The sequence below is a fragment of the Lichenibacterium minor genome (assembly GCF_004137685.1).
GTDB classification, from domain to species: Bacteria; Pseudomonadota; Alphaproteobacteria; order Rhizobiales; family Beijerinckiaceae; genus Lichenihabitans; species Lichenihabitans minor.
In genome coordinates this window covers 419,296-433,669 of the sequence record NZ_QYBB01000001.1, presented here as the reverse complement: position 1 = coordinate 433,669, position 14,374 = coordinate 419,296, and the positions used below count along the sequence as shown (strand labels likewise).

Sequence of the window (14,374 nt, the reverse complement as noted above, 5' to 3'; positions counted from 1 at the left end):
AGCCGCGCCCGGCGCAGCGCGGCCGACCACGCCAGGGACGGGCGCGCCAGCCCGAGGGAACGGTCAGCATGGACAAGATCAAGGTCGCGAACCCTGTCGTCGAACTCGACGGCGACGAGATGACCCGAATCATCTGGCACTACATCCGCGACAAGCTGATCCACCCTTACCTCGACGTCGACCTCCACTATTACGACCTGTCGGTGGAGAACCGCGACGCCACGAACGACCAGGTGACGGTCGACGCCGCCAACGCCATCAAGCAGCACGGGGTCGGCGTGAAATGCGCCACCATCACGCCCGACGAGGCGCGCGTGCAGGAGTTCAACCTCAAGGAGATGTGGCGCTCGCCCAACGGCACGATCCGCAACATCCTGGGCGGCGTGATCTTCCGCGAGCCGATCATCTGCCAGAACGTGCCCCGTCTCGTCCCGGGCTGGACGCAGCCGATCGTCATCGGCCGCCACGCCTACGGCGACCAGTATCGCGCCACCGATTTCGTCGTGCCCGGCAAGGGCCGCATGACGATCAAGTTCGAGGGCGACGACGGCACCGTCATCGAGAAGGAAGTGTTCAAGTTCCCCGGCGCCGGCGTCGCCATGGCGATGTACAACCTCGAGGACTCGATCCGCGACTTCGCCCGGGCCTCGCTGAACTACGGCCTGCTGCGCAAGTTTCCCGTCTACCTGTCGACCAAGAACACCATTCTGAAGAAATACGACGGGCGCTTCAAGGACATCTTCCAGGAGATCTACGACGCCGACTTCAAGGACCGCTTCAAGGCGGCCGGCATCACCTACGAGCACCGCCTCATCGACGACATGGTGGCGTCGGCGATGAAGTGGTCGGGCGGCTACGTCTGGGCCTGTAAGAACTACGACGGCGACGTGCAGTCCGACACGGTGGCGCAGGGCTTCGGTTCGCTGGGGCTGATGACCTCCGTGCTGATGACCCCGGACGGCCAGACCGTGGAAGCCGAGGCGGCGCATGGCACGGTGACGCGCCACTACCGCGAGCACCAGAAGGGCAAGGAAACGAGCACCAACTCGATCGCCTCGATCTTCGCCTGGACGCAGGGCCTCGCCCACCGCGCCAAGCTCGACGGCAACGACGCGCTCGGCCGCTTCGCCAAGACGCTGGAGAAGGTGTGCGTCGCCACCGTCGAGGGCGGCGCCATGACCAAGGACTTGGCGCTGCTCGTCGGGCCCGACCAGACCTGGCTGTCGACCACGGGCTTCCTCGACAAGGTCGACGCCAACCTGCGCGCCGCGATGGCCTGACGGGCGCTCGGCGAGCCTTGTTCCGGTGCGCTGCCCGCAGCGCACCGGCGCGGACGTCGCCCCCGGGGCTCGGCCCCGAACCCTTCCGGAGGCCGACGGCCTTCGGACACCGGTGCCAGAACAGAAAACCAGGGTGGATGGCCGAAGCTCCGAAGTTCTCAGCCGCCGGAATCGTCGGGTCGCTCGGCATCGTCTTCGGCGACATCGGCACCAGCCCGATCTACACCTTCCGCGAATGCCTCGGGGCCGCGGGCAGGGGGGCGGACCCCGCCACCGTCACCGACCTCCTGTCCCTGATCCTGTGGACCCTCGCGGTCGTGGTGACGCTGAAATACGTCGTCCTCGTCATGCGGGCCGACAACGACGGCGAAGGCGGAATCGTCGCCCTCCTGGGCCTCGCGCGCGACGCCGAGCCCGGCCCGCGCCTGTCCTACGCCCTGCTCGTCGCCGGCTTGGTCGGCGCCTCGCTGTTCTTCGGCGACGGCATGATCACCCCCGCCATCTCGGTGCTGTCCGCCGTCGAGGGGCTCGACACCGCGACGCCGGTCTTCCACCCCTACATCGTGCCCATCACCGTGGCGGTGCTCGTGGCGCTGTTCGCCGTGCAGTCGCGCGGCAGCGCCAAGATCGGGTTCCTGTTCGGCCCCGTCATGGTGGTCTGGTTCACGCTGCTCGCCGCGACGGGCGTCGCGCGCATCCTCGCCTATCCGGCCGTGCTGGCGGCCCTCGACCCGCGCCACGCGGTGGCGTTCCTGGCCACCCACGGCACCGTGTCCTTGGTGGTCCTCGGCTCGGCCTTTCTGTCCGTGACGGGCGCCGAAGCGCTCTACGCCGACATGGGCCACTTCGGGCGCGGGCCGATCCGCCTGTCCTGGAGCGCGATGGTGCTGCCCGCGCTGGCGCTGAACTACCTGGGGCAGGGCGCCAACGTGCTGGTCGATGCCGATGCGCTGCACAACCCGTTCTACCGCATGTTCCCCGGGTGGGCGATCTACCCCGTCGTGGCCCTGGCGGCGCTCGCCACCGTGATCGCCTCGCAGGCGGTGATCTCCGGCGCCTTCTCGCTGGCCCAGCAGGCCATCCAGGTGAGCCTGATGCCGAGGCTCGACGTGCGGCAAACGTCCGACGAGGCGATGGGGCAGGTCTACGTCCCGCAGGTCAACTGGATCCTGATGGTCGCCGTCATCGGGCTCGTCTTCGGCTTCGGCTCGTCGGAGCGCCTCGCGTCCGCCTACGGCATCGCGGTGTCGGGCACCATGGTGGTGACGACGCTGCTGCTCGCCGTGGTGGCCCGCCGCCGGTGGGGATGGGGCCTGCCGCTCACCGTCGCCGTCATGGGCACCCTCGGGGCCGTGGATGTCGCCTTCTTCGCCGCCAATGCCCTCAAGGTGGCGGACGGCGGCTGGTTCCCGCTCCTCGTCGGCGCGCTGGTGTTCACCGTGATGTCGACGTGGCACCGCGGGCGCTCCCTCGTGGTCGAGCGGATCGACGAGGAGAACGCGGCCATCGACGAGTTCGTGCGCGACGGCGCGCCGAGCCTTCACCGCGTGAAAGGCACGGGCGTGTTCCTGGCCTCGCCGCGGGGCACGATCCCCGCCGCGCTGGCCGAGAACATCCGCCACAACAAGGTGCTGCACGAGCGCGTCGTGCTGTTGACCGTGGTGACGGAGCCGACCCCCACCGTGCGGCCCGAGCGCCGCATGGTGGTCGAGCCGATGGAGCAGAACATCGCCCGCGTGTTCCTGCACTTCGGCTTCGCCGAGCGGCCCGACGTGCCGAAGGCGCTGACGGCGGACAGCGCCCGCTTCGCGATCGACCTCGACGACACGTCCTTCTTCGTCGGGCGCGCCATGTCGGTGCCGGGACAGCGGCGCGGCCTCGCGCCCTGGCGGGAACGCCTCTTCGCCTTCCTCAGCCACAACGCCGTCGGCGCCTCGGATTACTTCGGCCTGCCGCCGGCGCGCGCCGTGGAGATCGGGATGCGGGTCGACTTGTGACGCGAAAGCGGGGCCGCCGTCGGCATGACGAGCCCTCGCGGCGTCAGGCCCGCGCTTCGGACGCCGGGGTCGCGTGGCGGCGGACCAGCTGCAGCGCCGATCCGAAGCTGAGGAGCACGAAGAGAGCCCCGAGGGAGGGGCGGTATCCATCGGTCGCCATGACCTCGATCATGCCGGCGGCTCCGGCGCCCGCGAGCCCCGCGAGCGACAGGGCGACCAGCTTTCGAGGGCCCGTCGTGGCGCCCAGGACGAGGGCGAGGCCCGCCCCGACGACGGGGAGGTCGTAGTCGTAGAAGTAGGGGCTCACGAAAGCCGTTGTCATCAGGAGCAGGCCAGCTTCGGCCCGGCCGCCGCCCGCCCGCCGTCCCACCAGGATCGCGGCGGCCAGGAGGAGGGCTGCGGCCGCGAGGTGGGACCCGAGGGCGACGCCGCTGGGCAGCCCCAGCGCGCGCAGCCCGGCATAGACGGAGGTCATCCTGTGGAGGGGGAAGCGCCCCGCCGCCAAGGCCTCGCCCGTCCCGGCGAGGCCGCCCAGGAAAATCCCGACGATGCCCGGCCCGAAGCACAGCACGGCGAGGCCCGCCAGGGCGGACCCGGCCGCCGCCATGGCGACCAAGGCCCGACCCTGGCCACGGAGCACCAGCATGAGGGGAAGAACCACGGCCACCTGGGGCTTCAGGGCCGCGAGGAGGCCGGCGACACCGCCCGCCGCCGGCCCGCGCCGTTCGAGCGCCCAGGCGGTCGCGAGCCCGGCGAGCCCGCCGGTCAACATGCCGTTCTGGCCGATGGCGATGTTGATGCACACTGCGGGGACGAGTGCGGCGAAACACGGCCAGAAGGCGGTCGGGGCGAGGCGGCGCAGCGCGGCGGCGATGAGCCCGAGGCCCAGGGTCACGAACCCGAAATAGGCGGCACCCGTCGAAAGGTGGGCCAGCCCCGCCATCGCGAGGGCGAAGGGGGGCGGATAGGCGAAGGGCCCGAAACCCGTGGGCTTGCCGCCGAGCGCGATCTCGAGGTCCCTGAGCCGGCTCCAATCGTAGGCGTCGGCGAGGTGGCCCTCGACGGCGAGCCGCCCGGCGATCCGGAAGATGTCGAAATCGATGAGGGACGGCGCTTCCGTATTGTCGTCGAGGAAATAGGCGAGACGCCCGATGACCACGAGGGCGCAGAGAGCGAGGGCCGGCCCCCAGGGTGCTCGCCGAGGCGATGTCCGCATCGGAGCGGAGGAGAAGGCGCTCATCGGGCCGGTCCGTTCGACGCCGCACCGCTCGCCAGGGCATTGCGGGTCTGGATGTCGGTCGCCGAGCGTTGGAGGAAGATGGAGCTGTCGCCCAACGTCACGGTCGGTTGGCAGCGCGGATGGCAGGCGTAGGTTTGCCGGTCCGCGCCATGCTGCACGACCAGCGTGGTGGGCGCCTCGCGCACGCGGAGCCGGGCCTCCTCCAACAACGTGCCCCTGCCGTCGAGGAACAGCAGATTGGTTTCACCGAAGCCCTTGCCGGTGAGGATGATCTCGCCGGCGTTGCGCAGCATCGTCACGTCGACCACGATGGGGTTGCCGACCACCACCGTCTCGGTCGCGTCCGGGTAGCGCATGATCTGCGCCTGATCGAGCTGAACGTTAACGAACCGCTCGGCCGCTGAGGCCGGGACCGCGATGGCCAGGAGGGCCATGGCGGCGAGACCGATCGGGCCCGATGACGACGGGGCGGGCCGCAGCCGCATTGTGGTGCCTTTCATCTCTGGATTCGCGCATGCCAAGGTCGCCCAAGAGGGTCAACAAAGCTTGAAGAGGTGCTTGTCGCGATGCTCGCTGCAGTGCCGGCCATCGCTGCGTAGTCGCGCCATGCCGGACACCGACGATTAACCATCCCTGCGACGCCCGGCGAAGCTTTCGATCTTCGCGCCCCGGATTAACGCCTTCGCAAGCCACGTGACGCAACTTGGCGTCACCCCGGGACTGGCGCAGCCGCCGCCGCCGGTGACCATCAGAACGGAGACGTCACGATGAACATGCTCAAGCGTTTTGTGAAGGACGAGTCCGGCGCGACCGCCATCGAATACGGTCTGATCGCCGCCCTGATCGCCGTCGTCTGCATCGGCGCGATGACCACGCTCGGCACGAACCTCAAGGCGAAGTTCAACATCATCGCCACTTCGATCGGTGCCGCCACCACGACCTGAGTGATCCTGGTCGTCAGGTCCCGCAGCGCGGTCGCCGTCGAGTGGCGACCGCGCGGCGGGGCGTCGGGGCTCCCGGCGCGTTTCACGCTCAGCAAGCCGGATCTCCCGATGCAGATCTTCCTCACGCTCGCGGTGTTTCCGGTGCTGATGGCCTACTCGGCCATCTCCGACCTGATGACGATGACCATCCCCAATCGGGTGTCGTTGGCGCTCATGCTTGGGTTTTTCGTCCTCGCGGGCTTGGCCGGCGTGGGATGGCACGCCGTGATCGTCGATCACCTCACCTGTGGGCTCTGCGTCCTGGCCGTCACGTTCGCGCTCTTCGCGTTCGGGTGGATCGGTGGGGGCGATGCCAAGCTGGCCGCGGCGACCAGCCTCTGGATCGGTTGGGATCATATCGCGGACTACGGCGTGAGTGCTTCCCTGCTCGGGGGCCTGCTCACATTCTCCATCCTCGTCGCCCGCCGCCAGCCCCTCCCCCGTTTCATGGCATCCTGCACCTGGATCGCCCGCATCCACGACGCCAACAACGGCGTGCCTTATGGGATCGCCCTGGCGGTCGCCGGCCTCGCCCTCTACCCACAGAGCCTGATCTGGTCGTCAGCGACCTGACGCGGAGTCGCGCCGAACGGCGAGGTGCCGCATCGGCGATCAGTTTTCTCGCCGAGCAGTGAACCCGTCGCGCCCGTCATCGTCGTCGCATCATCGATGCCGATGCGCCGGCCATACCGATGCTCTCGCCGGCATCGGGTGCGTCACGTCCGGCAGGAAGGCCGTGCCGAAGCCCGCATGGACCGAGAAGCGAGGGGCTTATCCCGTTCCACCCAGCGCCCGGTCGTGTCTGTGGCCGCACTCGGGTACGGATCGACCGTCTGCCGCACCCGGCCAACCCTGCTTGTCGGTCGACATCGGGCTGGAGATCCGGGCGGTACCCTCCGGCCTGGCGGCCTCCATCGCGCCCGGCAACATCCCGCCCTGGCTCGAGCCCCTCGCCCTGGGGGATACGCCCTACGAAGTCTATGCGGTCCAGCGAGACGCCGTGGGTGAATAGAGCTCTCGGTGGAAGACGGGCGACAATCTCCGCCTGCCTTCAACGGACCATGCAGGAACTCCGCGATGCGTTACAGGTGGTCAGCCGAAGATCGCCTCCGACCCTCCCCGGCGCGACGAGCCCGGAGGCGCGGCGTCGCTGCCCTGCCGAGAGTCCGACAGGATTTCTTTACCATAACTTGACCTTTGGCTGATTGATTCAGCTCGCGAAGCGCGCCGTGCCCGGCGCGCCCCAGGTCCGGTCATGAAGAAGTCGCGCATCATCGTCCTGTTTCTGGCCCTGGCCGCCGCGGCCGGCGCCTTCATGATGGCGGGCGGGTCGAGTCCTCCGCCCGCGCCCGTCGCGGCGTTGCCGCCGCCGCCCCCGCCGCCGCCCACCACGGACGACGTCCTCGTGGCCGCCAAGGACCTGCCGCTCGGCACCCGCATCGGCGACGGCGACATGGCGTGGCAGAGCTGGCCCAAGGACGCCATCCCGGCCGGCATGCTGCGCAGGAGCCAGGACGGAAAGGCGATGGAGGAGTTCAAGGGCGCGACCGTGCGGGCGTCGATCTTCGCGGGCGAGCCGGTGCGCAACGAGAAGCTCATCAAGGGCGACGGCGGCCTGATGGCCGTGATGCTGCCGTCGGGCCGGCGCGCCGTGGCGATCAACATCGACAGCCAGGGCGCCACGACGGCGGGCGGCTTCATCCTGCCCAACGACCGGGTGGACGTGGTGCGCACCTTCCGCCAGGAGCCCAAGCCCGGCGCGCCGGCGGGCGGCGGCGACAGCTTCGCCACCGCCACGCTGCTGACCAATATCAAGGTCCTGGCCATCGGCCAGAACGTCCAGGACAAGAACGGCCAGCCCGTGGTGGTCGGGTCCAACGCCACGCTGGAACTCGACCCGCAGCAGGCCGAAGCCGTGATCAACGCCCAGCGCACCGGCCAGTTGTCGCTCGTGCTGCGCTCCGTGCTGGACGCGCGCCAGGCCGGGGGCGCCGCGCCGGCGCACGAGGCCGCGCACGGCCTGTCGGTCGTCCGCTACGGCACCGTCTCCGAGGATGCCGGCCGATGACCCCCGCACCGTTCCGCCGCCGCGCCGCCGTCGCGGCCCTGCTCCTCGCGGCGTCCGCCCCGGCCGGCGCGCAGACGCCCGTGCTGGTGCCCCGGGCGAGGGACGCGGCCTCCACCCCCGCCCCCAACGTCCTCAAGGTTTCGCCCGGGGCGCGCACGCACAACATCACCATGCCGGTCGGCAAATCGATCATCGTCGACCTGCCGGAAGACGCGGCCGAAATCTTCGTCGGCAAGCCCGAGGTCGCCAACGCCACGGTGCGCACCGCCCGGCGCCTCTACGTCATGGCGCTGGCCAAGGGCCCCACCACCATCTTCGCCATGGACAAGGACGGAAGGCAGGTCGCGGTCCTGTCGATCAACGTCACCGATCGCGACATCGGCGCGCTCGAAGGCATCCTGAAGACCGTGCTGCCCGACGACGACATCCGGGTCCATGCGGTCGACGACACGGTGATCCTCACCGGCACCGTGTCGTCGGCCGTCGACGCGCAGCGCGCCTTCGACATCGCGCAGGCCTTCACGGGCTACACGGCCGTGGGCTCCGGGGGCAGCGGTGGCGCGGGCGGCGGTGGCGGGGGCAGCGTGTCGGTGTCCGCCGGGACGCCCGTCGTGGTGCCGGGGCGGATCATCAACTCGCTGATCATCCGCGGGCAGGACCAGGTCACCCTCAAGGTGTCGATCGTCGAGGTCCGGCGCGACGTCGCCAAGCAGCTCGGCGTCGACCTGACGGGAGACTGGCGCTCGACCGCCGCGGCCGCGGCTACCAACGGGCTGCTGTCCAGCACGGGAGCGGGCGGCACGTCGGCGACGCTGAACTATCTCGGCAACCGCAACTCGCTCAGCGCCAAGCTGAGCGCCTTCGAAAGCAACGGCGTCGCCCACACGATCGCGGAGCCCAACGTCACGGCGGTGTCGGGCGAGACGGCGAAGTTCCAGGCCGGCGGCACCATCCCGATCCTGCAATCGTCGACGGCCGCCACCACGCTGCTGGGCCTGCCCACCTGCAACTACATCCAGCAGCAATACGGCGTGACGCTGAACTTCACCCCGACGGTGCTGTCCGGCGGACGCATCTCGCTGCACATCTCGACGCAGGTGGTGGAGCCGGACGCCAACACCAGCGTCACGGCCGGAACGTGCGGCACCATCGTTGGCTTCCGCCAGCGCCAGAACGAGACCACCGTGGAACTCCCGTCCGGCGGCTCCATCGCGTCGGCCGGCCTCGTCCAGCAGACCAGCCAGCAGACGCTGACCGGCACGCCGGGCCTCTTCAACCTGCCGATCCTGGGCGCGCTGTTCCGGTCCCGCCAATACCAGCGCAACGAGAGCGAGCTGATGATCGTCGTGACGCCCTTCATCTCGAAGAGCCTGCGCCCCGACCAGGTCAGCAAGCCCGACGACGGCTTCACCGATTCCACCGACCCCCAGGCGATCCTGCTCGGGCGGATGAACCGGATCTATTCCCGCGCCGACAACCCCGCCCTGGCCAAACAATACCGCGGCCGCGTCGGCTTCATCAACGATTGACGGCCCGGCCGGCGAAAGCCGTTCCCGCGCCCCGCATCTCCTCGGGATCGATCATGACCCATCACCGGCCGTCCCACGGCACATCCCGTTCGCCCCGCCGTGCCGCGGGCGCCATCCTGGCCGCGGCCGCCCTCGGGGGGGCTCTCGCAGGCTGCTCCAACGTGGACCGGACGGTGGCGACCTCGGCCATCCCGGTCGACTACCACGAGCGCCACCCGATCGTTCTGGCCGACCGGCCGCGCTCGCTCGACGTCTTCGTCGGCACCGGCGACCGGCTCGACTATCGCCAGCGGCACGACCTCGAAACCTTTGCGGCCGAATACCGCGCCCAGGGGCGGGGCCGGATCCGGGTGCTGGTGCCGCGCGGCGGCGTTGACCCGGCCGCCGCGGATGCGACCCTGATGGCGGTGCGCCGGGGCTTGGCGGCCGCGGGCGTTTCGGGGGCGATCGAGGTCGGCACCTATCGCGTCGGCGACCCGCGCCTCGCGTCCGTGCTGCGGCTGAGCTTTCCCGAGCTCCAGGCCGGGACGGCGCGGCCCTGCGGCGACTGGCCCGAGGACCTCGGGCCGGGCGACGCGGCCTTCGACATCTCGAACCGCCCCTATTCCAACCTCGGCTGCGCCACGCAGCAGACCCTGGCGGCGCAGGTGGACGACCCGCGCGACCTCGTGCGGCCCCGGGCCGAGGAGCCGGGCGACGTTTACATGCGGACGCGCGCCATCCAGGACCTCCGCGGCGGGTTGGGCGCCCCGAACGGCCAGGACCCCGGCACGAACTGGACGCAATCCAAGCTCACCCCCATCGGCAGCGGCCAATGACCTTCGACCCTTCCCGCCCGGGCCCCGAGGCGCCCGCCATCCCGCCGGTGCCGCGCATCACCGTCCAGGCCTTCTGCGAAACGCCGGAGATCGCCGGGCTGATGAACGAGGCCATGGCGGACCGGCGCATGAGCCGGGCCCACGTCAAGGTCCACATGGGCGGGGCGCCGGCGGCCGTGGAGGCCTACCGCACCGCGCCCACCCCGAACCTCATCGTCATCGAAACCTCGGGCGACCGGGATACCCTGGTGGCGCATCTCGACAGGCTCGCCGAATATTGCGATTCCGGCACCAAGGTCGTCGTGATCGGGCGGTTGAACGACATCGTCCTCTACCGCGAGCTCATCGGCCGCGGCGTCAGCGACTACATCGTCGCCCCCTTCGCCGTGCTCGACCTCGTCCGCGCGCTGTCGCACCTTTACTCCCACGGCGCCGCCACCCCGGTCGGGCGCGTGATCGCCGTCGCGGGCGCGAAGGGCGGGATCGGCGCATCCACCCTGGCCCACAACGTCGCGTGGTCCATCTCGCGCTCCTTCGACATCGCCACGGCGATCGTCGACCTCGACCTGCCCTACGGCACCGCCGGGCTCGACTTCAACCAGGATCCGCCGCAGGGCATCGCGGAAGCGGTCTTCGCCCCCGACCGGCTGGACGCCAACCTCGTCGACCGGCTGCTGTCGAAATGCACCGACAAGCTGTCGATCCTCGCCGCCCCCGCGCTGCTGGAACGCGCCTACGACTTCGGCGAAACGGCCTTCGACGGGCTCTTCGACATCCTGCGCGCCACCGTGCCGGTGGTGGTGCTCGACGTGCCCCACGGCTGGACCGCCTGGAGCCGCCGCGCGCTGATCGGTGCCGACGAGGTGGTGGTCGCGGCGGCCCCCGATCTCGCCAACCTGCGCAACGCCAAGAACCTCATCGACGTGCTGAGGACGGCGCGCCCCAACGATGCCGCCCCGCGGCTCGTGCTGAACGGCGTCGGCCTGCCGAAGCGTCCCGAGATCGCCGTGACGGACTTCGCGAAATCGTTGGAAATGCAGCCGAGCGCCGTGGTGCCCTTCGACGCCAAGCTGTTCGGCACGGCTTCGAACAACGGCCAGATGATCGGCGAGGTCGAGGCGGGCGGGCGCACCGCCGAAATCTTCGCCGAGATCGGCCGGGGCGTGATGGGGCGGACCGAGCCCCGCCGCGGCCGGAAAACCCTGTTCGACCCGCTGGTGGCCCGGTTCGCGCGCAAGAAGGCCTCGTGAGGACGGCGGCCGGGTCCGCGACGCCCTGGCCGGTTCCCGTTCGCCGGGGCGTCACGTCCCGTGGACGCTTTCGCTGACGGACTGTCAACTCAACTTGACACACGGGAGGTGATGCCCGCATCTGGAGCGGACGAGCGCGAGCCGGGGTCCCCGATCGACATGCGGACGAGCAGTGGCCGAGCGGTCCGGACGCGCCCGCGCGATGGCGGGCGGCAGCCTGGCGCCCCGCGACGGTCGGCCGGCCGACCAGCGCCGGAGGGCAGGCCCCGCGCCCTCCCTCGCCCCCCGGGAAGGAGCCTCCCATGATCGCCTATGTCGGCCCCGCGCTCTTCGCGCTCTTCGTGTGGTGGGCGTCCACGGTCGCCATCATCTACCTCGACAACCTGCCGCGCCCGACCTTCAAATGGTCGATGCTCGGTGCGACGGTCGTCTTCGCCGTGGCGCTGTACGGGCTCGCGGCCTCGTCGCGCGACACGTCCACGGCGGGGGCTTACTGGGCCTTCACCTGGGGCCTCCTCGCCTGGGGCTGGCAGGAGATGAGCTTCTACATGGGCTTCGTGACGGGCTCGCGGAAGCAGCCCTGCCGCGAGGACTGCGGCGGCTTCGGCCATTTCGTCCACGCCGTGCAGACCAGCCTCTACCACGAGCTCGCCATCATCGGCGCCGCCATCGCGGTCGTCTGGCTCACGTCCGGCGGCGCCAACCAGGTCGGCACCTGGACCTTCATGGTCCTGTGGTGGATGCACCAGAGCGCCAAGCTCAACGTGTTCTTCGGCGTGCGCAACCTCAACGAGGAGTTCCTGCCCGAGCACCTGGAGTTCTTGAAGAGCTTCCTGCGCAAGCGCAGCATGAACCTGCTGTTCCCGGTGTCGGTGACGGTGTCGACCGTCATCACCGTGCTGGTCGCCAAGGCGGCGCTGGCCGACGGCGCCACGGTGGCGGAGCGCGCCGGCTACACCTTCCTCACCGTGCTGATGGCGCTGGCCATCCTGGAGCACTGGATGCTGGTGCTGCCGATGCCGGCCGGCGCCATCTGGTCGCCGGGGCTGAAGTCCCGCGGCGAAAAGAAGCCCTTCGAGGTCGAGATCGTCGTCGGCTTCCTCGGCGCCGGCAAGACCACCTTCCTGCAGCGCAAGCTGAAGGAAGCCGATCCCGCCCTGAAGACCGTCGTCCTGGTCAACGATTTCGGCGCCCTCGGGCTCGACGGCGCGCTGCTGGAAGGCCGCGGCGCCGACGTGGTGGAACTCAGCAACGGCTGCATCTGCTGCTCGCTGCGGTCCGACCTCGCCGCACAGCTGAAGCAGGTCGTGGCGGAGATGAAGCCGGACCGCGTCTTGATCGAGCCGTCGGGCGTGGCCGACGTGGCGTCGCTGCTGCGCGCCCTGCACACGCCCGAGATCGCCCCTCTGATCAAGACCCGCCGCCTGTATACGGTGATCGACGCCGGCGCTTTCCTGGCCGACTACGTCCGGATGCCCGACTATTTCGACGTGCAGACGCGGCTCGCCCCCGTGTTCATCCTGAACAAGACGGACCTCGTGTCGGCGGGCGAACTCGCCATGGTGGCCGAAACCCTGCGATCGCAGAACCCGGACGCGCTGGTGGTCCCCGCCCGCTACGGCATCCCGGTCGAGAAGACAGACCTCGACCGCTCCGCGCCCGTGGCGGCGCCTGAGGCCGACGGCGAGGACGCGATCGACCGGCCGAAGCCCCGCGAGGAGGTCGCGCTGGGGCTCGAATCCTGGAGCGCGCCGTTGCTCGGCGACCTCGACCTCGACCGGCTGCACGCCGCGCTGGCGGCGCTGGCGGGCGGTGCGCACGGGCAGGTGATGCGCGTCAAGGGCATCGCGACCGCGGGCAAGGGCTGGGTGAAGTTCGACCTGGCCGGTGGCCGCGCCACGGTCGCCGCCCACGTGCCGCAGGGCGACGAGGCGCCGCGCGCCCTGGCGATCGGGCTCGGGCTCGACCGCGCCGGCATCGCCGACGCTTTCCTGGCCTGCACGCCGGGCGCCGACCGCGACGCCGCGCGGGTCGCCACCGCGGCGGCGCTCGACCGCGCCTTCGGATCGGCCAACGGCCGAAGCGCCAGGGCGGGCCTCCACCCCCTCGGCTGCGGCTGCACCGACCACGCGCCCGGCATGAGCTGCGACGGGGTGCCCGCCATCGCGGCGGAGTGACCCTCGCGATGCGGGCGCCGGCACGCCCGCGTCGCTGCGGCGGTCACGCGAAACGCTTCGCGCCCGCGACGCAGAGCACCACGAGCCCCGTGACGGCCACCATGCCGGGCGCCACGGGCTCGCCCAGCAGCAGCGCCGCCAGCGACAGGCCGAAGAACGGCTGCAGCAACTGGAGCTGCCCCACGCCGGCGATGCCGCCCAGCGCCAGCCCGCGATACCAGAACACGAAGCCGACCAGCATCGAGAAGACCGACACGTAGCCGAGCCCCGCCCAGGCCGGCAGGCCGACGCCGCCGAAGTCCCCCGGCCGGGTCGCGAACGCCAGGACGGCCATGGGGGGCAGCGCCAGCACCAGCGCCCACGAGATCACCTGCCAGCCGCCGAGGCGGCGCGACAGCGTCGCGCCTTCGGCGTAGCCCAGGCCGCAGAGCAGGATCGACGCCACCATCAGAAGGTCCCCCTCCGGGGATGCGCCGCCGTCCCGCGCCAGCGCGAAACCCGCCACCCCGGCGGCGCCGAGCGTCGAGAAGAGCCAGAAGGCGGGCTTCGGCCGCTCGCCGCCGCGCACCACCGCGAAGGCCGCCGTGGCGAGCGGCAGCAGCCCGATGAACACGATGGACCGCGCCGACGTGATGTGGCGCAGCGCCAGCGCGGTCAGCAGCGGGAAGCCGACCACGACGCCGAGCGCCACCAGGGCGAGGGGGCCGAGGTCGCGGCGCGCCGGGCGCTTCTGCTTCAGCGCGACGAGGAGAGCCGTCCCGAGGACCGCCGCGATCACGGCCCGCGCGGAGGTCAGGAACAGCGGCGTGAATCCGCCCACGGCGATCCGGGTCGCCGGCAGCGAGCCGCTGAAGATCGCCACGCCCACGAGGCCGCTGCCCCACCCGCCCGCCTTGTGCCGCATCTCGTGGATCTTTCCCCGGCGCCCGCGATGGCGGGGCCGCCCGCAATGGCTCCCGCGATAGCGTGGCGGGGCTGGCGAGGACAGGCACGGTGCCATACGGTTCGACCGAACCGTATGGGTCCGACGGG

Annotated in this window: 12 protein-coding genes; 9 read left to right on the top strand and 3 right to left on the bottom strand. The window is 70.7% G+C overall.

From position 1 onward, the window contains the following. The first annotated feature begins 68 nt into the window (after positions 1-68). Together D3273_RS01990 and D3273_RS01985 are read left to right on the top strand one after the other, a co-directional pair. On the top strand, positions 69-1,280 hold the full coding sequence (locus D3273_RS01990) for an NADP-dependent isocitrate dehydrogenase (protein ID WP_129222948.1): 1,212 nt from the start codon (positions 69-71) through the stop codon (positions 1,278-1,280). A gap of 137 nt (positions 1,281-1,417) precedes the next feature. Then, a complete protein-coding gene (locus D3273_RS01985) occupies positions 1,418-3,277 on the top strand; it encodes a potassium transporter Kup (protein WP_129222946.1) in 1,860 nt (619 codons plus the stop codon). Between the two features lie 43 nt (positions 3,278-3,320). Here the strand turns inward: D3273_RS01985 and D3273_RS01980 are convergent, their stop codons facing one another. Beyond that, positions 3,321-4,517: a glycosyltransferase family 87 protein gene (locus D3273_RS01980; RefSeq protein ID WP_129222944.1), complete on the bottom strand. Its 1,197-nt coding sequence runs from the start codon at positions 4,515-4,517 to the stop codon at positions 3,321-3,323. Beyond that, entirely contained in the window at positions 4,514-4,951 is a 438-nt protein-coding gene (locus tag D3273_RS01975) for a pilus assembly protein N-terminal domain-containing protein (RefSeq protein WP_165359335.1), read from the bottom strand. Before D3273_RS01975 ends, D3273_RS01980 begins: the two co-directional genes overlap by 4 nt. Before the next feature lie 333 nt (positions 4,952-5,284). On the opposite strand from D3273_RS01975, the gene D3273_RS01970 reads away from it, so the two are divergent. The 7 genes from D3273_RS01970 to puhE all read left to right on the top strand — a co-directional run bounded on the left by D3273_RS01970 (position 5,285) and on the right by puhE (position 13,342). Then, the gene (locus D3273_RS01970; protein ID WP_129222940.1) at positions 5,285-5,461 is read left to right on the top strand and encodes a Flp family type IVb pilin; all 177 of its coding nucleotides are present in this window, start codon (positions 5,285-5,287) and stop codon (positions 5,459-5,461) included. 108 nt (positions 5,462-5,569) lie between these two features. Next, a complete protein-coding gene (locus D3273_RS01965) occupies positions 5,570-6,073 on the top strand; it encodes an A24 family peptidase (protein ID WP_129222938.1) in 504 nt (167 codons plus the stop codon). 682 nt (positions 6,074-6,755) lie between these two features. Continuing rightward, entirely contained in the window at positions 6,756-7,568 is an 813-nt protein-coding gene (gene cpaB, locus D3273_RS01960; protein WP_129222936.1) for a Flp pilus assembly protein CpaB, read from the top strand. Further along, positions 7,565-9,097: a type II and III secretion system protein family protein gene (locus tag D3273_RS01955; protein ID WP_129222935.1), complete on the top strand. Its 1,533-nt coding sequence runs from the start codon at positions 7,565-7,567 to the stop codon at positions 9,095-9,097. Before cpaB ends, D3273_RS01955 begins: the two co-directional genes overlap by 4 nt. Before the next feature lie 53 nt (positions 9,098-9,150). Continuing rightward, positions 9,151-9,915, top strand: coding sequence for a CpaD family pilus assembly protein (locus tag D3273_RS01950; protein ID WP_129222933.1), 765 nt, complete (start codon positions 9,151-9,153; stop codon positions 9,913-9,915). Further along, positions 9,912-11,165 (top strand): CpaE/TadZ family protein, encoded by a 1,254-nt coding sequence (locus D3273_RS01945; RefSeq protein ID WP_129222931.1) that lies wholly within the window; start codon positions 9,912-9,914, stop codon positions 11,163-11,165. The genes D3273_RS01950 and D3273_RS01945 overlap by 4 nt, the downstream gene beginning before the upstream one ends. Before the next feature lie 302 nt (positions 11,166-11,467). Further along, positions 11,468-13,342 (top strand): putative photosynthetic complex assembly protein PuhE, encoded by a 1,875-nt coding sequence (gene puhE, locus D3273_RS01940; RefSeq protein WP_129222929.1) that lies wholly within the window; start codon positions 11,468-11,470, stop codon positions 13,340-13,342. A 43-nt stretch (positions 13,343-13,385) separates the two neighbouring features. Here the strand turns inward: puhE and D3273_RS01935 are convergent, their stop codons facing one another. Further along, on the bottom strand, positions 13,386-14,246 hold the full coding sequence (locus tag D3273_RS01935; RefSeq protein WP_129222928.1) for a DMT family transporter: 861 nt from the start codon (positions 14,244-14,246) through the stop codon (positions 13,386-13,388). Between the last annotated feature and the right edge of the window lie 128 nt (positions 14,247-14,374).